Genomic DNA, 20,430 nt, shown 5'->3' with positions numbered 1-20,430 from the left:
TTGTTTATACTGATCGGCGGAATTGTTTTTTCTGAAGTTAAAAACAAAAACGCTAGCTGTATTATTGATGGCTTGTTGATTGCTGTTATTTTAGGAGCGCTACTCAGATTAATTATAATTATCGGCAGTGACGTAAAAGATCCTGGAATATATACGTTTACGGGTGTGTTCATCTCTGTTTTTATGTTTTTAAACGCAAGCAAGTTAGATAACAGCTTTCCGAAAAGTAAGATTTTTTGGTTTTGTATTTTAATACTGCATTTAAGCGTATCGAGAACCGAGATTATTCTTTTTGCTTTCGCCTTTGTTTTATTGCTAATAAACCTAAAAGGGCAAGGCAAAAATTATATTTTACAATATTTATTGTTACTTATTTTGGTGCCCGTTAGCTTGGTACTTATTGCTGATTTTATCCCGGGGAACATTGCTAATTATTTCATGCATAAGCTAAGCTTTTTTAGCTCGTATGAAGATGGGGTTGACCTAGGTAACTCAGCTCTAGTTAGGTTGTATACGTTTTTTAACCTGCTGGCAGGAGAGACCAGTAATATATTTAATAACATTACTGGGTATGGTTTTTTAGGTTATATAAATTTTGATGAGTTTTATACCTCGTCAGTATTAAGCGAAGGTGCTTTTTCTGTACAAGAAATAAAAAGCAACCAGTATTATAAGCTCCACTTTTTCCTTAATAATATTATTTTTTATTTTGGAGCTTTGGGGTTTTTTCTTTATAACTATATTTTTTATCAGTTTTATAAATATGAAAACTCAAATATTACCTTAATTATAATTAGTTACGCATACCTTAATGTGTTTTTCAGACCAGAATTAGCTGTTCTATTTCCAATTGTTTTGTATGTATTTTCAATGAAATATAAGAGCTATCAAAAATAAATAATTTATATGGAATAAATATGATCTTACCAGTAATAATGGCAGGTGGCTCTGGCACACGCTTGTGGCCCCTTTCACGTGGCAACTATCCAAAGCAGTTTTTAACACTAGCCGGTGAGCACACCATGCTACAAAGCACGTTACACCGTTTAAATGGTCTAGCGCATAGCCCTGCAATGCTTATTTGTAATGAAGAGCACCGTTTTATTGCTGCAGAGCAAGTACGTCAACTGGGTGTTGAGCACAGTGGTATTTTTTTAGAGCCAGTAGGGCGTAACACGGCTCCGGCTATTGCACTGGCTGCCTTTAAAGCTATTGAGCACGGCGACGACCCTTTACTACTGGTACTGGCTGCTGATCATATAATAAATGACACGGCTGCATTTCAGCACTGCGTGAACCAAGCGGCCGAGCTGGCTAAGCAAGATAAACTCGTTACTTTTGGTATTGTGGGCAATAAACCAGAAACTGGCTATGGCTATATAAAGCGTGGCGAGCAATATCAAACGGGCTACGTAGTCGACAGCTTTGTAGAAAAGCCAGATGCAGACACCGCAGAAAAATACATTGCCAGTGGTGAATATTATTGGAATAGCGGCATGTTTTTATTTAAAGCGAGTCGCTATTTAGATGAGCTAAAAGCATTTCGTCCCGATATTTATGCGGCATGTGAAAAAGCAATGCAAGTACAAAATGATGACATGGATTTTGTGCGCGTAGATACGGCCGCTTTTGAAGCGTGTCCCGATGAGTCAGTTGATTACGCCGTGATGGAGCAAACCAAAGATGCGGTTGTGGTACCAATGGATGCTGGCTGGAGTGATGTAGGGGGATTTGCAGCCCTTTGGGAAGTGTCTAAGCAAGACGAAAACGGTAACGCATTTACAGGCGATGTAAAATCCGTTAATACCAAAAATACGTTAGTGTTTGGCGAAGATAAACTAGTGGCGACGGTCGGCGTTGAAGACCTTGTTATTGTTAACACAAAAGACGCCGTACTGGTTGCACATAAAAATGAATCGCAAAAAGTAAAAGCCATTGTACAGCAGTTAAAAGATGAGCAGCGCACAGAGGCAACGTTACACAGAGAAGTTTACCGCCCATGGGGTAAATACGACTCAGTAGACAGTGGTGAGCGCTTTCAAGTGAAGCGTATTACCGTAAAACCAGGCGCTAAGCTTTCGGTGCAAATGCATCACCACCGTGCAGAGCACTGGATTGTGGTATCAGGTACAGCCAAAGTGCAAATAGACGACACAGAGCAATTTGTGACTGAAAATGAGTCGGTTTACATTCCAATTACTGCCGTTCATGCATTGGAAAACCCAGGTAAAGTTGATTTAGAGCTGATAGAAGTGCAGTCAGGATCTTATTTAGGTGAAGACGACATAGTGCGCTTTGAAGACCGCTATGGTCGAGTGAAATAAGCTAACTAACCAGATAGTCAATATTAGAAGTTAGATGTGAGTAGTCATGCAGTTAGTATTATTTGTGTTTATAAAATGAGACTAACTGCAAACTTATAACGTAACAAGTTAAATAGGTTTTTTATGAATAGCCAGTTAGTTTGCTCTGACGTTATTGCCAACAGTGGCATTGCGTTTGGTACCAGTGGTGCACGTGGGTTGGTCAGTGAGTTTACCTCTGACGTATGTGCCGCTTTTGCCGTAGCATTTATAAAATCAATTGATACAGAGTTTAGTTTTAACACGGTTGCACTGGCAATTGATAACCGCCCAAGCAGTTATGCAATGGCTCAGGCGTGTGCTGCAGGTTTAAAGTTACTTGATTTAAATGTGGTCTATTATGGGGTAATTCCTACCCCAGCACTGGCTTATAAAGCGATGCAAGATAATGTACCCAGCATTATGATCACAGGCAGCCATATTCCCTTTGATAGAAATGGCCTAAAGTTTTATCGTCCCGATGGCGAAATTACAAAAGCCGATGAGCAGGCCATTTTAGCGAATGGCGCGGTACTACCTAGCATCAGTGAACTCTCTAGCAATTGGGACTTTGCTGAATTAACAGTAAATAAAGAGGCTGAAGCCGCGTATATAAGCCGCTATGCCAACTTATTTAGTCAAGATGCACTCGCAGGCAAAAAAGTAGGTATATACGAGCATTCAAGTGCGGGTCGCGATATTTACAAAAAACTATTTGAGCAGCTAGGGGCTGAAGTAACCAGCTTAGAGCGCAGCGACACATTTGTACCTATAGATACCGAAGCTGTTTCGGTTGAAGATCAACAAAAAGCGTTAGCATGGTCAAAACAGCATGGCTTTGATGCTATTTTTTCAACAGATGGCGATGGTGACAGACCTCTCATTGCAGATGAAAATGGTAACTGGCTCAATGGCGATACGCTAGGTTTATTAACCAGCCAAATTTTGGATATAGACGCACTAGCAGTGCCAGTTAGCTGTAATACTGCCATAGAAAAATCGCACAGCTTTAAGCTAGTGGTGCGTACAAAAATAGGCTCACCGTATGTCATTGCTGAATTTTCAGCCTTAAAGGAACAGTTTACCCGTGTGGCCGGTTTTGAAGCGAATGGCGGGTACTTACTAGGGGCTGATATTGATGTAAATGGCAAGGTGTTATCGGCACTGCCAACTCGTGATGCATTACTACCTGCGCTATTAGTATTAGCACACGTAACCAGCATTGCTGAATTAGTGAGTGCCTTACCACAGCGTTTTATGGCGAGCGATCGACTAAAAGAATTTCCAACCGCTAAAAGTAAAGAGCTGCTAAGTAAATTTACGCAAAATATAGAGTTGCTAACACACGCACTTAATTTGCCTGCATATCAAATTGTAGACACAACAGATGGCTTAAGGGTCACACTTGATAATAACGACATAGTGCACATACGCCCGTCGGGGAATGCGCCAGAGCTACGTTGCTACACCGAGGCTGGTTCAGCCGATGAGGTTGCCGCTTTACTTGAAAATACGATTGCCTTTTTGAGCACGTTTAAGTAGCTGGTAAGAGCCTGCAGCATTATAAGGTAAGTAACGACAGATGATTATTCAAATTAAGCGGAGTGTGAGTGAGTAGTTATATTGCAGAAGTAAGTATTATTATGCCAGCGCATAATGTTGCTGGCTTTATTGCGGAGTCAATAACCAGCGTTATAAAACAAACGTTTGAAAGTTGGGAACTGATAATAGTTGATGATTGTTCAACAGATAATACAGTTGATGTAATTAAACCGTTTTTGCAAGATAAGCGGGTAAAGTTACTGCAAAATGAGCATAACTTAGGTGGTGCAGGCTCTCGAAATGAAGCAATAAAAGCCGCACAAGGCAGGTATATTGCGTTTTTAGACTCTGACGATTTATGGACAGCCGGTAAATTAGAGAAGCAGCTTAGTTATATGCAAATGCATAATGTTGGGTTTGCATTTTCGGGTTATTCAATCATTAGCGAGCAAGGTGAGTTAGTAGAAACCTTGCTAGTGCCCGACAAAGTAACATTTAAACAGTTGTTGAAGCATAACTATATTGGCTGTTTAACCGCCATTTATGACACTAAGCCATTTGGTAAAGTATATATGCCTTTGGTTAAAAAAAGACAAGATTTTGCATTATGGCTAGAGTTGCTTAAAAAGTTTGAATATGCAAAAGGCTACCAAGAAAGTTTAGGCTTTTATAGGATCCGCGAAGGTTCGCTTTCTAGAAGTAAATTGGATGCGTTTAAGTATTATTGGCTGGTGTTGCGCAAGGTCGGAAAGCTAAACATTTTGTCGGCAACTTTTAATTTATTATGCTATTTAGTTATTGTTTTTCTAAAGAAAAAACATATAAATATTTATCATAAACTTTTTATTCGGTAGGTAGTTTTGTGATAAAAATTTTATTAACAGGCAGCACTGGTTTTATTGGCTCTAAGTTAAGTTGTGAGCTAAACAACAGAGGCTACGATGTTGTATCTGCTGTTCGTAAAAAAACACAGCAAATGAATGAATCGCACGTTGCTGTGGGTGAGCTGCATGGCAACACTAATTTTTTAGCTGTGTTGTCTGGGGTGCATACCGTGATACACCTTGCGGCTAAGGCGCATATTAAAGAAGACCAGTTAGCTAACTCGGCGGCAGAGTTTGCTAAATGTAATACCGATGCAACGATTACGCTTGCAAAACAAGCAATAAGTAGTGGCGCTAAGCGGTTTATTTTTATTAGCTCAATAGGGGTAAACGGAAGTGATAACACGCAGCCTTTTACCTGCGATGATGCGTCAAATCCGACAGAAGCGTACGCGGTTTCGAAACACCACGCTGAAATAAAGTTACAACAACTTGCCAAAGAAACCGGTTTAGAAGTGGTAATTATTAGACCCCCACTGGTTTATGGTAAAGGCGCACCGGGTAATTTTGGTAAGTTAGTAAAGCTTGCAGAAAAAAACTTACCCTTGCCTTTAGGCGCTATTAATAATCAGCGCAGCTTTGTGGCAGTCGATAATTTGATTGATTTGATCATTACCTGCATAGAGCACCCAAATGCGGCCAATAAAACCTTTTTAGTGAGTGATGATGAGAATATTTCTACCTCTGACCTTTTAAAACAACTTACGTTAGCAGCAGGTAAAAAGCCGTTGCTATTACCTGTGCCAGTCGCTTTTTTGAGGTTTATAGCAGGCTGCGCTGGGAAAAAAGATCATATTGATAAGTTGGCTAATTCATTAACTGTTGATATTGAATTCACTAAAAAAACGCTTAATTGGACGCCCCCTGTAGCTTTAAAAGACGGCCTAAGCCGTTGCTTTAAATAATTTATTGGATTTACTAAATGTTACGTTTTCTTGATTTTTTACTTGCACTGTTTGGCTTGCTATTTACAGCCCCTTTTTTACTGATGTTATATATTATTGGCTTGTTTGATACAGGCTCACCACTTTTTATGCAAGAGCGCGTTGGTCGTAATAAAAAACCGTTTACTTTAGTTAAATTTAGAACAATGAGTGTTGACACTGCGTCGGTTGCTAGCCATTTGGCAAGTACGGCATCGATCACGCCATTTGGGGGCTTTTTACGTAAAACTAAATTAGACGAACTACCGCAGCTTTGGAATGTACTAAAAGGTGAAATGAGCTTAGTTGGCCCTCGTCCAGGGCTGTTCAATCAAGAAGAGCTAACCCAGGCTCGAGATGTTAAGAATGTATTTGCAGTTCGACCAGGCATAACGGGATTAGCGCAAGTTAACGAAATTGACATGTCTACTCCTGAGCTGCTAGCAGAAACAGATGCCAAAATGATCGCCACATTGAATCTCAAGCTCTACTTTACTTATATATTACAAACGGTTACTGGAAGTGGCAGTGGTGATAGAGTTAAGTAGCATTCTGAAAATTACACAAAGTAACTAAATACATAAAGACTATTTAATATTTTGCATATAGTCTTTAATTATAAAGTGCAACAGTCGTTCATTGTGTAGTAAAATTGCAACTAATAGAATGGCAGTATTGCTGCTCGCTTCAGGGAAATATATTGTGTTTTTAAAATTTTTAGTTAACTTGCCTCGCCCTCAGAAAAGAGTCGTATCGCTTTTTGTAGATAGCATTTTTATTATTGTTGCCTTTTGGCTTGCCTTTTTATTAAGGCTCGACAGCACGGCTGTTTTAAAAAATAACCACACATGGATACTACTCGCAGCAGTCCTCCCCCTAAGTTTATTAAGCTTTGTGAAACTAGGGCTGTACAGAGCTGTACTTCGCTATATGAACATGCAGGCTATGTGGGCTATTATCGCAGGTGTTATGCTTTCCACCGTTTACTTAACTGTTCTATCTTTCTTTTTGAGTGCACCAGTCCCACGAACAGTGCCATTTATATACGCTAGTTTTTGTATTCTATTTGTAGGAGGAGCTCGACTGGCTGTCAGGGCTGTTGTAGGGCAAATAACAATGCGTCGTAAAGAAGGAGTTATTATATACGGTGCGGGTTCTGCTGGCCGGCAACTTGCTACTGCGCTAGCTAATGGGCCAGAATACTCACCTGTTGCCTTTATTGATGACGATCCTAAAAAGCATTTATCGTTAATTCAGGGGGTTTGCGTTCATCCGCCTTCTCAAATTTCTGAAATCGCAAAGCAAAAATGCGTTAATAAAATTCTACTTGCACTACCTAGCGTTTCAAGAAGTCGTCGAAAAGAAGTGCTTAATGCAATAGAGAAATTTAAATTACAAGTAATGACCATTCCAGGTATGGCTGACATCGTTTCGGGTACAACCAACCTTAATGAAGTGAAAAATGTAGAAATAGATGACTTATTAGGCAGAGATTCGGTTCAGCCACGTCAAGATTTAATGTCAGCAAATATAGAAAATAAAATAGTAATGGTAACAGGTGCGGGCGGTTCAATCGGCTCTGAGCTTTGTAGGCAAATAATTAAAAACAACCCAACTAAAATAGTGCTTTTTGAGTTGTCTGAGTTTGCTCTATACGCAATAGAAAAAGAGTTATCGGAATACCGCACTACAAACGGTTTAAATATAGAAGTAATACCTATTTTGGGTTCAATACAAAATAAAAAATTAGTTGAATCTACGTTTTCTACTTTTAAAGTCAAAACCGTTTACCATGCAGCGGCGTATAAGCATGTCCCATTAGTAGAGCATAACGTAGTTGAAGGTGTACGAAATAATATCTATGGGACTTACAACGTTGCTACGGCAGCTATAAATGCAAAAGTCGATACTTTTGTTCTCATTTCAACAGACAAAGCGGTGCGCCCAACAAATATTATGGGAACTACAAAACGCATGGCAGAGCTTGTATTGCAAGGGTTGTCTGATATTCAAAGTTCGACACGTTTCACAATGGTACGTTTTGGTAACGTACTGGGTTCTTCTGGTTCTGTTGTACCATTATTTAGAAAGCAAATAAAAGCCGGTGGTCCAATAACATTAACCCATCAAGATATCACACGCTACTTTATGACGATCCCAGAAGCTGCTCAATTGGTTATTCAAGCTGGTGCTATGGGAGTCGGCAGCGATGTGTTTGTACTTGATATGGGTGAACCAGTAAAAATCAAAGATTTAGCAACTAAAATGGTCCACTTATCGGGGCTTGAAGTTAAGCACGAAAAACGGCCAAATGGTGATATAGAAATAAAATGTACAGGTTTGCGCCCTGGCGAAAAGCTTTTTGAAGAGCTACTTATTGGCGACAATGTTATTGGTACCGATCATCCAAGAATTTTAAGTGCGCAAGAAATAAAAATGCCATGGCATGAGCTAGAGCCATTTTTAGGTAAACTCAAAGCAGCATGTGATGACTCAGATCATATTCTAATACGTAAGCTGCTTCTGCAAGCGCCTACTGCATTTGCCCCAACAGATGGCATATGCGACCTTAACTGGCAAGAAAAACAAAGTAGCCAAACTAATGTAACTGCTTTACCCAACGCAAGCGGCTCTTAGAATAGGTTGCGTGAGCAAGCTTCACGCCTACGTGGGTTTTTCATCCTCGGTGTATGTGAGCATGTGGCGCCTTGCTTGCTGGCGCATTAAAAGCGCGGCTTTTACGTATTTATTAAATTGCGTGAGCAAGCTTCACGCCTACGTGAGTTTTTCATCCTCGGTGTAGTGACTATGTAGGCGCCTTGCTTGCTGGGGCATTAAAAACGCAGCTTTTACGTACTTATTAAATTGCGTGAGCAAGCTTCACGCCTACGCAGGTTTTTATATTTTTGGTGCGTCACGTTGTAGGCGCCTTGCTTGCTGGCGCATTAAAAGCGCAGCTTTTACGTATTTATTAAATTGCGTGAGCAAGCTTCACGCCTACGCAGGTTTTTATATTTTTGGTGCGTCACGTTGTAGGCGCCTTGCTTGCTGGCGCATTAAAAGCGCGGCTTTTACGTATTTACTAAATTGCGTGAGCAAGCTTCACGCCTACGTGGGTTTTTCATCCTCGGTGTATGTGACAATGTAAGCGCCTTGCTTGCTGGCGCATTAAAAGCGCAGCTTTTACAAGTAAACGCAATCCCAGTATGGGTATTTGCGTATGTTGTCTACTAACCCTGCGCGTAAAGGGTTTGCAACTATATATCTAGCTTGATTTATTATATCTTCACCATCTCTTACTTTGTGGTCATAGTAATTAGATTGCCATACCTTTCCCTCTGTACCGTTTTGTTTATTAAGCCTATAAGTTGTAATATTTTTAAACTTCCTAATTAGGTTTGATAGGTCAGGATTACTATTTAACTGTAAAAGCCAATGTATATGATCAGGCATAATTACGTAGCAAATAGTACTAAGTGAATTATTTTTAGAAAACAGGGCAAGTTCTTTTGATATCAATCGTGCATTTAAGTAATTAGCTAATAACGGCTTACGACAATAGCAACATAAAGTTATGGAGTAAAAAGCATTAATGGTAGGGCATCTGCCTTTTAAACGTTTATGTGTGTTAGCCATATATTTTTATTCCTTTTTGAGCCCTCATGCGTGAGCAAGCTTCACGCCTACGTGGGTTTTTCATCCTCAGTGTATGTGACGATGTGGCGCCTGCTTGCTGGCGCATTAAAAGCGCGGCTTTTACGTATTTACTAAATTGCGTGAGTAAGCTCCACGCCTACAATTTACCAATCTCTATTTTAACTTCACTACTTAATATCTCTTTGTACTTTGCTGCCAAAGCGTTTTTTGCATCATCATCGCCATGCACAATTTTTATATGGCTTGGCTTTTTATGCATACCTGTTACAAACTTAATTAACCCATTTTGATCGGCATGGGCGCTATAGCCACTAATTGTATGAACTTTGGCGTTTATAGTAATGCGAGCATCGTTTATAAAAACATAGCCATTACGAGGGCCATATTTTTGTATATCGCGCCCTAGAGTACCGCGCCCTTGGTAACCTACAAACAATACATCAGTGGTTTTGTCATTTAAAAATCGCTCAAGATAATTAACTATTCGCCCACCAGTACACATACCGCTTGCCGCTAATATTATGGCTGGCGTTTGCCGCGTACTTAAATAGTTAATAACAGCCAAGTGCTCCTTGTGTGTATCAACCGTAGTTAGGTTTTTAAAATCGAGCGGGTGCCTACCGTTTGCGACCTTACTTTTAGCTTCGCTATCCCACAAGTGTTTAAAGTTTTTGTATTGCTTAGTGAAATTGGCTGCCATGGGGGAGTCGAGTATTACGTGAATGTCTCGCCACTTAGACTTTTTAGATGAGCTATGTATGAGTTGCTCAAGCTCGTATAGCAGCTCTTGTGTGCGGCCAATGCTAAAAGCAGGAACTAAAACAACGCCGTTGTCGGCTACGGCGCGTTCAATAATGTTTTTTAGCGTTTTTGTACGCTCTTTACGGCCTTGATGATTTTTATCACCGTAGGTTGATTCAATAACTAGAGTGTCGGCTTTATAAGGCGCTTTAGGCGAAGGGAGTAGCGGGGTATAGGGCGCGCCTAAATCTCCTGAAAACACAACGCGATGTTTGTTGTTATCATTATTTGTAACGTCAATTTCAACGTAGGCAGAACCTAATATATGCCCAGCACGCTGAAATCTCGCCTTAGCTTTATTGAGCCCTTTGCAAGGTGGTTCAAACCACGTTTTATAATCAACAGCAACTATGCGTTTATTTAATAAGCTTAAGCAGGCAGCTCTAATTTTAGGGTCGCGGGTTACACCTACTTTTAAAGCATCTTCAATTACCAAAGGTAATAAACTGGCCGATGCAATACTTGTAAAAATAGGGCCTTTAAAACCGGCTGCTAACAAGTAAGGAATTCGACCAACATGGTCAATATGGCAATGGGTAACAATAAGCGCAGTAATATGGGTAATATCAAATTCAATTGAAAGATCTGCTTTAGAATCCTCACCCTGAAATAACCCGCAATCAACAAGCACACTTGTTTGCTCGTTAATTACCAGTTCGTGGCACGAACCGGTAACTCCATTAACCGCTCCGTGATGAAGTATTTGCATAGGATATCTAAATTTATTTTTTAAAGTAAAGTTAAAACTAGAGCTAAACAGTGATTTTAGCAAAGTTTGACTACGTTGTTATTGTAGGCGCCTGCTTGCTGGCGCAATAAAGCGCAGCTTTTACATTTAATCTTGCGCGTGAGCAAGCTTCACGCATACGTGGATTTTTACTCATGGGTTTATCTGGTGTTGTAGGCGCCTTGCTTGCTGGCGCATTAAAGCGCAGTTTTTACATTTAATCTTTCGCGTGAGCAAGCTTCACGCCTACGTGAATTTTTACTCATGGTGTGTCACGTCGTAGGCGCCTGCTTGCTGGCGCAATAAAGCGCAGCTTTTACATTTAGTCTTTCGCGTGAGCAAGCTTCACGCCTACGTGGATTTTACTTTGGGTCTATGTGGTGTTGTAGGCGCCTTGCTTGCTGGCGCAATAAAGCGCAGCTTTTGCATTTAATCTTTCGCGTGAGCAAGCTTCACGCCTACGTGGATTTTACTTTGGGTCTATGTGGTGTTGTAGGCGCCTGCTTGCTGGCGCAATAAAGCGCAGCTTTTACATTTAGTCTTTCTCGTGAGCAAGCTTCACGCCTACGTGAATTTTTACTCATGGGTATATCTGGTGTTGTAGGCGCCTTGCTTGCTGGCGCATTAAAAGCACAGCTTTTATATTTAATCTTGCGCGTGAGCAAGCTTCACGCCTACGTGGATTTTACTTTGGGTCTATGTGGTGTTGTAGGCGCCTTGCTTGCTGGCGCAATAAAGCGCAGCTTTTGCATTTAATCTTTCGCGTGAGCAAGCTTCACGCCTACGTGGATTTTACTTTGGGTCTATGTGGTGTTGTAGGCGCCTGCTTGCTGGCGCAATAAAGCGCAGCTTTTACATTTAGTCTTTCTCGTGAGCAAGCTTCACGCCTACGTGAATTTTTACTCATGGGTATATCTGGTGTTGTAGGCGCCTTGCTTGCTGGCGCATTAAAAGCACAGCTTTTATATTTAATCTTGCGCGTGAGCAAGCTTCACGCCTACGTGGATTTTACTTTGGGTCTATGTGGTGTTGTAGGCGCCTTGCTTGCTGGCGCAATAAAGCGCAGTTTTTACATTTAATCTTTCGCGTGAGCAAGCTTCACGCCTACGTGAATTTTCATCCTTGGTGTATGTGACAATGTAGGCGCCTTGCTTGCTGGCGCTTAGGCTAAATCGTTGCCACCTAAATGCATTTAGTTAAGCTTGGTTTAGACTGCATAGGAATCTAAACCAAGCCCACTTTCCGCTGTTAACAAAGTTAGTAAACATTTACGATAAACGCCTATTTACTTAACAGGCTTAAATTGTTTATAATTACGCGTTATTAAATTTAATGTTGTATTTTTTGCAATTATATTGTAGTAAGGATTGCTATGGAAAGTTGGTATTTAGTTACGTGTAAGTCTCGCCAAGAAGAGCGAGCAGCCACCAACTTATTAAACCAAGGGATTGAAGTATTCTACCCCAAGTTAACCATCGAGAAACTGGTTAAAGGTCGACGTACCATTAAACAGTCAGCTCTGTTCCCTAACTACCTATTTGTTTGTCTTGAGTCACAAAACGGTAACTTTTCTGCGGTAAAAAATACGCGCGGGATTAGTGGCTTTGTATCTTATGGGCCAAATTATCAAATTGTACCTACAGAATTAATCGAACAGCTTAAAAGTGAGCGTTTACAAACTACCAGTTCTACAATACCTAAAACGGGTGATGTAGTTAGCGTAAATAACTATTCATTTAATAATATTAAAGCTATTTACAAAGAGCCTGACGGCGATATGCGCAGTATTTTGCTAATTAATCTACTTAATAAACAAGTAGAAATGAGTGTAGATAACAAAGACATAAACCAATACTAGTTATAAAGCGCAACTTAGGCTTTATGCCATATAAAATTAAGTAAGTATCAGTGCGTAGGAACTGCAACCTAGGGGCGGAAGCGTGCCCGAAGGGCTAGACAAGCAAAAAGTTTTGCTTTCAAGCTGGAGCGAGAGGAGCTCTGCGACGAACTGGAACGTGGGGCGTGCCCGAAGGGCTAGACAAGCAAAAAGTTTTGCTTTCAAGCTGGAGCGAGAGGAGCTCTGCGACGAACTGGAACGTGGGGTGTGCCCGAAGGGCTAGACAAGCAAAAAGTTTTGCTTTCAAGCTGGAGCGAGAGGAGCTCTGCGACGAACTGGAACGTGGGGCGTGCCCGAAGGGCTAGACAAGCAAAAAGTTTTGCTTTCAAGCTGGAGCGAGAGGAGCTCTGCGACGAACTGGAACGTGGGGTGTGCCCGAAGGGCTAGACAAGCAAAAAGTTTTGCTTTCAAGCTAGAGCGAGAGGAGCTCTGCGACGAACTGGAACGTGGGGCGTGCCCGAAGGGCTAAACAAGCTCGTAGACGCGCAGCTTGCAGGCAATGGGCGTAGCCCATAATAGTTGTAGCAGCGGCTATATGCCGCGTAAAAGTAAACAATAAAACAAAGCGCGGGGTAAACTCATTACTAGTAGGTTAGGGTATATTTTATTTTTGCTAGCTCATGGCTTTTAACCAATACGTATAAAATGATTCGCGCTTGCGCGTAGTTAGCCCTCATGCTTTAATTACAGTGCTAAAAAAAATAAGTACTCACCAAGGTTGGTGAGTAAGAACAATTTTAAAATAATTTTGGGATTCTACAATGGCGTTAAGCTGTAAATCACTCGTTACCTCACTCGCATTATTATCACTTACAGGTTGTACAATAATTCCGGGTAGCCATTTTGAAGGTGTTTCTCCAGGTGAGCAAACTCAAAACCTTGAGCAAGATCTAGAAAAAGTAAACATTCAAATTATTGACTCATCATTAATAAATGAACAAAAAAAAGCACGTAAGGCTGCAAGGCCTATATCTAGTTTGGCTGGAATAGATACCAAAAATTATCAATACAAACTAGGTGTGGGTGATGTACTAACTATTGGCGTATGGGACCACCCAGAGCTCACAATACCAGCTGCCGTGCAGCGTACAGCTGAGTTTGACGGTTTTAGGGTGCAAGAAGATGGCACTATTACCTACGCATACGCACCTAATATACCTGCAGCAGGGCGCACTGTTAGCCAAGTACGCAATGAGTTAGTAAGCCGTTTAAGCAGAGTAATAGAAGACCCTCAAGTAGATATAAAAATTGTTGGTTTTAGAAGCCAAAAAGCGTACGTGACCGGTGAAGTAAATAAGCCAGGTGTATACCCAGTTACCGAAGTCCCGCTTACATTAATTGACGCATTAAACCAAGCGGGTGGTTTAACAGACGCCGCCGATTGGCGCACAGTAACATTTACTAGAGGCGATAAAACAGAAGTAATAGAGCTTGATGACTTTTATGCCCATGGTGACATTTCACAAAATCGTTTATTACAAAATGGCGACATAGTGCATGTAAACCGCAACGATGCACAAAAAGTATTTGTACTAGGTGATGTAAAACGCGCAGGATCGGTTACGCTTAACCGCTACGGGTTAAACTTAGCACAAGCCTTAAGTGATACTGGAGGCTTAAACGAAAACACAGCCGATGCAAACGGTGTATTTGTATTACGCAAAAGTAACCTTGAGCAAACAGGTATTTTAGCTAATGTTTATCAGTTACACGCTAAAAATATTGCAGCCCTTGTATTAGCAGAGCAATTTGAATTACAACCACACGACATAGTATACGTAACATCAGCACCGCTTGCTCGTTGGAACCGTGTAATAAGCCTATTGTTACCTTCAGTAGCAACAGTTGACAACTTAGACGACATTGGCACTAACTAATAAACGAGGATTAATTTAAATGTTTGATTCTGTATTAGTTGTTTGTGCTGGTAATATATGCCGAAGCCCAACCGCAGAGTATGTTTTAAAGAAAAAGCTAGAGGGTAAAAATATAAAAGTGTCGTCTGCTGGGTTAACTGCTCTTGAAGGTAAAGCCGCTGACGCAACCGCAAAACAAATTGCACAAGCATACGATATAAATATGGATGCTCATCAAGGTCGTCAGCTAACGTCGGCACTGGTTGCGCAAAATAGTGTGATTTTAGTCATGGAAGAGCGGCACTTAAATGATTTACATTCCCGCTACCCTCAAGCGCGAGGTAAAACATTTTTATTAGGTAAATGGATTAATAACGCCGAAATACCAGACCCTTACCGCCAAAGCCAAGAGGCTTTTGAACACGTTTATGCATTAATCGATAGCGCTTGCAGCGCTTGGCAAAAGTATTTATAAGGAATGGCAAAGTAAATGAATTCTAAGCCGATAGCCCCAACTAGTAACCAAAATAAATCAACAGAACAAGAAATAGATCTTTTAGCCTTATTTGGCACGCTACTTGACCGTAAATACTTTATTATTTTATTTACTGGTATATTTGCAATTATAGGTGTAGCCGTGGCCATATTAAGCACGCCTATTTATAAGGCAACAGCATTAATACAAGTTGAAGAAAGTAGCCCATCGGTACCAGGCCTTGACGACATGGCAGGAATGTTTGAAAGCTCAAGTGAAGCGGTAACCGAAATAGAACTTTTAAAATCGCGTAGCGTAATTGGTGAAGCGGTTGATTCACTTAAACTTGATATAATAGCTGAGCCTAAATTATTCCCCATTATAGGCGGTAAATTTTACAGAGGTTTTGCAGCTCAAAAGCCAAACGATATTGCTGAGCCAATGTTTGGCGCAAATAGTTATGCGTGGGGCGGTGAATCTATAAACGTATTTAGGTTTGTAGTACCAGCCGCATTCGAGGGCAAAGAGTTTGAATTAGTTGTAAAACAAAGTAAGCAATATGAGTTAATAAACCCCGATGGCGACGTTGTATTTAATGGTACCGTAGGTAAAGATGAAGTAAATGGGTTTTACCAGTTAACAGTACGAAATTTAAATGCTAGACCAGGTACTATATTTACATTAGTTAAAAATAATCGTTACCGTACGGTGGTTGAATTACAGCAAGAAATTTCAGCTAGCGAAAAAGGCAAAGATTCAGGGATTATAACCCTTGCTTACGAGCATAAAAATGCTGCGCACGTTGAAAAAGTGCTAGATAAAGTGGCTGATATTTACGTACGCCGTAACGTAGAGCGCAACAGCGCAGAGGCTAAAAAGTCGCTCGACTTTTTAGAAGTACAACTACCTGAAGTTAAAAAACAATTAGAAGCCTCAGAGCAGCGCTTTAACGATTATCAAAAACAGCGTAAGTCGGTAAATATAACGCTTGAAACACAAGCTATACTTGAGCAAATTGTCGAACTAGACACAACACTACAAGAACTTGATTTAAAACGCTTAGAATTGAGTCGTAAATTTAAGCGCGAACACCCTGCATACCAAGGCGTAATAAAGCAAATAGAATCAATAGAGGCAGAAAAAGCACAGCTAACTTCTAAAGTTAGTAACTTGCCTGAAACCCAGCAAGAGCTATTACGCTTAACTCGCGACGTAGAAGTTGGTAACGAAATTTACATGCTGCTACTAAGCAAAACCCAAGAGCTTGATATAGTACGAGCGGGCACAGTGGGTAATGTACGTGTGGTGGATGCCGCTGCAGTAGACACAACAGAGCCAGTAAAACCCAAAAAAGCACTAATAGCGGTAGTGGCCACATTACTTGGCGGTATGTTAGCCGTAGCAATTGTGCTAATACAAAAAGCGATGCACCGCGGGGTAGAAGATCCAAGTGAAATAGAAGCCTTAGGTTTAGCTGTATATGCAAGTGTACCGCATTCTGATTTTCAAGATAAACTAAGCGGCTTTGCTGAGCGAGCTCGTAAAAATAAAATAAATAAACCTAAGTCTATACTCGCGTTAGACAACCCAGCCGACCTAGCAATAGAAGCATTGCGAAGCTTACGCACAAGCTTACATTTTGCGATGATAGAATCAAAAAACAACATTATTGCTATATCGGGCCCAAGCCCAAATGTAGGTAAATCGTTTATATCGGTTAACTTAGCAAGTGTGCTCGCCCAAAGTGGTAAAAAAGTACTTATTATTGACGCCGATATGCGCAAAGGCTACTTACAAACACAGTTTGGTTTAAAGTGGGATGACGGCTTAAGTGATTACCTATCAGGCCGATTAAACCTAGAACAAGTGACTAAACCAACCAAGGTTGAAGGCTTAAGTGTTATAACACGAGGTCAAATTCCGCCAAACCCATCCGAGCTGCTAATGCACGAAAACTTTAGCAAGCTAGTTGAAGAAGTAAGTTCAGCTTACGACTTAGTTATTATAGATACACCACCCATACTAGCTGTAACCGACCCAGCTATAGTAAGTGCGCATTGTGGAACAACATTATTAGTAGCACGTTTTGGCCAAAACCATGTGCGTGAAATAGAGCTAACCCGTAACCGCTTTGAGCAAAATGGAACAGATGTTAAAGGCGTTGTATTCAATGGCATAGTTAAAAAAGCCAGTAATGCATACGGCTATTATGGTTATTACAACTACGAATATAAATCAGATAAATAGATAATTATTGGCTGCGGGCTGCGGGCTGCAGGCTGCGGGTTACAGGCTACGGGCCACGAGGCTCGCAGCCCGAGGCCTATATCTCGATGCTCGTATCCCGTAGCTTACAGCTTAAAACTTAATACCCTGGAGAAAAAAATGGAAATCTCACAAGCTAGGATGACCCATCTTAAGCAGTTAGAGGCGGAGTCTATTCACATAATTCGTGAAGTAGCGGCTGAGTTCGACAACCCGGTAATGCTTTATTCAGTAGGTAAAGACTCAGCAGTAATGCTGCACCTAACTATGAAAGCTTTTTTTCCGGCAAAACCACCATTTCCGCTAATGCATGTAGATACCACATGGAAATTTAAAGAAATGATTGAATTTAGAGACCAGATGGCTAAAAAGCTGGGCTTTGATTTAATTATACATAAAAACCAAGAAGGTATTGATGCCGGTATTGGGCCATTTACTCACGGTAGTGCAAAGCATACCGACGTAATGAAAACCCAAGGCCTAAAGCAAGCGCTTAACAAATACAAATTTGACGCAGCCTTTGGTGGTGCACGCCGCGACGAAGAAAAATCACGCGCTAAAGAGCGTGTTTATTCATTCCGCGATAAAAACCACCGTTGGGACCCTAAAAACCAACGCCCAGAGTTATGGAATACTTTTAATGGCAAGGTAAACAAAGGCGAAAGTATTCGTGTATTCCCACTGAGTAACTGGACCGAGCTTGATATTTGGCAATACATTTACTTAGAAAACATCGACATTGTACCACTTTACCTAGCTGCAGAGCGCCCGGTAGTAGAGCGTGACGGTACATTAATTATGGTTGATGACGAACGTATGCCACTTAACGATGGCGAAGTACCCATGCAAAAAATGGTACGTTTTAGAACACTAGGCTGCTACCCACTAACAGGTGCTGTTGAGTCACACGCCACAACATTACCCGAAATAATTCAAGAAATGTTACTAACTAAAACGTCAGAACGCCAAGGGCGTGTAATCGACCACGACTCATCAGGCTCAATGGAAAAAAAGAAAATGGAAGGGTACTTCTAAAGCGCACAGCGCTTCGGGCCTCTAGCTATTTGCTGCGAGCTTAGATATGCAATTATTATCGCAAAGTAAGCAGCCAAAAGTTATAAATAAGGATGCTTATGAGATACGAAAATTTAGAGGTTTGGCAGCGCAGTTTTCGCCTGAGTATAAAAATATATAAAACATTTGAGCAGCTAAAATATTTTGGCCTAAAAGATCAAATGTGTAGAGCCGGCGTTTCTGTTCCTAGCAATATTGCAGAAGGCTTTGAAAGAGAGTCTGATAAAGAAAAGGCTCGCTTTTTAGTTATAGCAAAGGGCTCTTTAGGCGAATTAAAAACACAGTTAATGATTGCAACTGAAATAGCTTATATTTCAAAAGAAGATAGCTTATCAATTATTAATGAATGTGAGTTAATAGGAAAAATGCTAGGTAGCTTAATTAGAACAATTAAAAGCTGCCCGTAGTCCATAACTGTCAATATAAAAAATTTAAGCTCGTAGCACGCAGCCAGTAACTCGTAGCACCAAGCTCGTGGCCAACCGCTCGTCGCTCCCAGCAAAGCAAGGACCTAAAATGACCGAACAAACACAAACTAACCTACTCGAAACCGATATCGAAGGTTACTTAAAACAACACGAAAACAAAGATCTACTGCGCTTTTTAACTTGTGGTAATGTTGATGACGGTAAATCAACATTAATTGGTCGTTTATTACATGACTCAAAACTAATTTTTGAAGATCACATGGCGGCAATCAAAAACGATTCAAAAAAATTCAATACCACAGACGAAGAGTTCGATTTAGCATTATTGGTTGATGGCCTTCAGTCAGAGCGTGAGCAAGGTATTACCATTGACGTAGCTTACCGTTATTTTGCAACAGAAAAGCGTAAGTTTATTATCGCTGACTGCCCAGGGCACGAGCAATACACGCGTAACATGGCAACCGGTGCATCTAACTGTGACCTTGCTATTGTAATGATAGATGCACGTAAGGGCGTACAAACACAAACTAAACGCCACAGCTATATTGCATCACTACTTGGCCTTAAGCACGTGATTGTAGCGATTAATAAAATGGACTTAGTTGATTACAGCCAAGACGTTTACCGCCAAATTAAAGCGGATTACAAAGCGTTTGCTGAGCAGTTAGATATACCCGATATTCGCTTTGTACCAATATCAGCGCTTAAAGGCGATAACGTTGTAGATAAAGGCGAAAACCTAGACTGGTACCCAGGTGCAACACTAATGCAGCTACTTGATACAGTAACGATTAGTGACGATAAAAACCTAGACACCTTTCGCCTACCCGTCCAGTATGTAAACCGCCCTAACTTAGATTTTCGTGGTTTTTGCGGCACCATTGCCAGTGGTATTATTAATGTAGGCGACCAAATAGTGGCTTATCCGTCTGGTAAAACATCGTCAGTAGCGCGTATTGTGACCGCCGATGGTGACCTACCCAGTGCGTTTGCAGGCCAAGCTATTACCTTAACCTTAAAAGATGAGATAGACATCTCCCGTGGCGATGTAATTGTTAAAAGTAGTAGTGATAAAAAGCAGCTACCCACAACAAGCTCAAGCTCAAGCTTTGCAGCTACCCTTGTATGGATGGCCGATGCCGCCATGCAGCCAGGTAAAGAGTACGAGCTAAAAATAGGCACCAAAAACACTTTTGGTAAAATTAGTAACATTAACCACCGTATTGATGTAAATACCCTAGAGCAAATTGAAGCAAGCGAGCTGCAACTTAACGAAATAGCTAACTGTGTAATTGAAACCGCAGCCCCAGTAGTGATAGACCCTTACAAACAAGTAGTAGGTACCGGCTCGTTCATCATCATCGACCGCTTAACCAATGTAACTGTAGGGGCGGGGATGATTACAGCTACAACTGCTGAAACTCAAAACCCAAGCCTTGAAACACGTACTTACACAGAGGCAGAAATTGCATTGAATAAGTATATCAGAGAGCATTATCCTGAGTGGGGATGTACTCGTTTGGAGAGGAGTAAATGTTGTTGACTCAAAATGGAGCTAG

The 20,430-nt window shown here is 40.9% G+C and carries 16 protein-coding genes; 14 read left to right on the top strand and 2 right to left on the bottom strand.

Translation table 11 applies throughout. The features are described 5' to 3' along the window. The first annotated feature begins 75 nt into the window (after nucleotides 1-75). The 7 genes from I6E69_RS01360 to I6E69_RS01330 all read left to right on the top strand — a co-directional run bounded on the left by I6E69_RS01360 (nucleotide 76) and on the right by I6E69_RS01330 (nucleotide 8,328). The gene (locus I6E69_RS01360) at nucleotides 76-897 is read left to right on the top strand and encodes a hypothetical protein (protein ID WP_197120419.1); all 822 of its coding nucleotides are present in this window, start codon (nucleotides 76-78) and stop codon (nucleotides 895-897) included. A 20-nt stretch (nucleotides 898-917) separates the two neighbouring features. Further along, a complete protein-coding gene (locus I6E69_RS01355; protein WP_197120418.1) occupies nucleotides 918-2,324 on the top strand; it encodes a mannose-1-phosphate guanylyltransferase/mannose-6-phosphate isomerase in 1,407 nt (468 codons plus the stop codon). A gap of 123 nt (nucleotides 2,325-2,447) precedes the next feature. Further along, nucleotides 2,448-3,884 (top strand): phosphomannomutase, encoded by a 1,437-nt coding sequence (locus I6E69_RS01350; RefSeq protein ID WP_197120417.1) that lies wholly within the window; start codon nucleotides 2,448-2,450, stop codon nucleotides 3,882-3,884. 68 nt (nucleotides 3,885-3,952) lie between these two features. After that, on the top strand, nucleotides 3,953-4,738 hold the full coding sequence (locus I6E69_RS01345) for a glycosyltransferase family 2 protein (protein WP_331459119.1): 786 nt from the start codon (nucleotides 3,953-3,955) through the stop codon (nucleotides 4,736-4,738). A gap of 8 nt (nucleotides 4,739-4,746) precedes the next feature. Next, complete coding sequence (locus I6E69_RS01340; protein WP_197120416.1) at nucleotides 4,747-5,673, top strand: NAD-dependent epimerase/dehydratase family protein; 927 nt, start codon at nucleotides 4,747-4,749, stop codon at nucleotides 5,671-5,673. A 17-nt stretch (nucleotides 5,674-5,690) separates the two neighbouring features. Further along, nucleotides 5,691-6,239, top strand: a complete 549-nt coding sequence (locus tag I6E69_RS01335; RefSeq protein WP_197120415.1) for a sugar transferase — start codon at nucleotides 5,691-5,693, stop codon at nucleotides 6,237-6,239. 154 nt (nucleotides 6,240-6,393) lie between these two features. Continuing rightward, nucleotides 6,394-8,328 (top strand): polysaccharide biosynthesis protein, encoded by a 1,935-nt coding sequence (locus I6E69_RS01330; protein ID WP_197120414.1) that lies wholly within the window; start codon nucleotides 6,394-6,396, stop codon nucleotides 8,326-8,328. A 546-nt stretch (nucleotides 8,329-8,874) separates the two neighbouring features. On the opposite strand, the gene I6E69_RS01325 is transcribed toward I6E69_RS01330, so the two are convergent. Both I6E69_RS01325 and I6E69_RS01320 read right to left on the bottom strand, forming a co-directional pair. Further along, a complete protein-coding gene (locus I6E69_RS01325; protein WP_197120413.1) occupies nucleotides 8,875-9,327 on the bottom strand; it encodes a transposase in 453 nt (150 codons plus the stop codon). 157 nt (nucleotides 9,328-9,484) lie between these two features. Then, entirely contained in the window at nucleotides 9,485-10,858 is a 1,374-nt protein-coding gene (locus I6E69_RS01320; RefSeq protein WP_197120412.1) for an MBL fold metallo-hydrolase RNA specificity domain-containing protein, read from the bottom strand. Between the two features lie 1,390 nt (nucleotides 10,859-12,248). On the opposite strand from I6E69_RS01320, the gene rfaH reads away from it, so the two are divergent. From rfaH to cysN, 7 genes are all read left to right on the top strand, one after another. Continuing rightward, nucleotides 12,249-12,734, top strand: coding sequence for a transcription/translation regulatory transformer protein RfaH (rfaH, locus tag I6E69_RS01315; RefSeq protein ID WP_197120411.1), 486 nt, complete (start codon nucleotides 12,249-12,251; stop codon nucleotides 12,732-12,734). Between the two features lie 800 nt (nucleotides 12,735-13,534). Continuing rightward, the gene (locus tag I6E69_RS01310) at nucleotides 13,535-14,650 is read left to right on the top strand and encodes a polysaccharide export protein (RefSeq protein WP_197120410.1); all 1,116 of its coding nucleotides are present in this window, start codon (nucleotides 13,535-13,537) and stop codon (nucleotides 14,648-14,650) included. Nucleotides 14,651-14,669: 19 nt separating this feature from the next. Further along, nucleotides 14,670-15,104: a low molecular weight protein-tyrosine-phosphatase gene (locus I6E69_RS01305; protein ID WP_149602076.1), complete on the top strand. Its 435-nt coding sequence runs from the start codon at nucleotides 14,670-14,672 to the stop codon at nucleotides 15,102-15,104. A 15-nt stretch (nucleotides 15,105-15,119) separates the two neighbouring features. Continuing rightward, nucleotides 15,120-17,351: a polysaccharide biosynthesis tyrosine autokinase gene (locus I6E69_RS01300; RefSeq protein WP_197120409.1), complete on the top strand. Its 2,232-nt coding sequence runs from the start codon at nucleotides 15,120-15,122 to the stop codon at nucleotides 17,349-17,351. Nucleotides 17,352-17,477: 126 nt separating this feature from the next. Beyond that, nucleotides 17,478-18,404 (top strand): sulfate adenylyltransferase subunit CysD, encoded by a 927-nt coding sequence (cysD, locus tag I6E69_RS01295; RefSeq protein WP_269435691.1) that lies wholly within the window; start codon nucleotides 17,478-17,480, stop codon nucleotides 18,402-18,404. A gap of 98 nt (nucleotides 18,405-18,502) precedes the next feature. After that, the gene (locus I6E69_RS01290) at nucleotides 18,503-18,850 is read left to right on the top strand and encodes a four helix bundle protein (RefSeq protein WP_149602079.1); all 348 of its coding nucleotides are present in this window, start codon (nucleotides 18,503-18,505) and stop codon (nucleotides 18,848-18,850) included. 109 nt (nucleotides 18,851-18,959) lie between these two features. After that, complete coding sequence (cysN, locus tag I6E69_RS01285; protein WP_197120407.1) at nucleotides 18,960-20,414, top strand: sulfate adenylyltransferase subunit CysN; 1,455 nt, start codon at nucleotides 18,960-18,962, stop codon at nucleotides 20,412-20,414. Nucleotides 20,415-20,430: the final 16 nt, after the last annotated feature.

Source organism: Pseudoalteromonas sp. NZS100 (assembly GCF_015864815.1).
Taxonomy (GTDB): Bacteria; Pseudomonadota; Gammaproteobacteria; order Enterobacterales; family Alteromonadaceae; genus Pseudoalteromonas; species Pseudoalteromonas distincta.
Note: the sequence above shows the minus strand (reverse complement) of the source record. Positions and strands in the feature narration are given on the sequence as shown.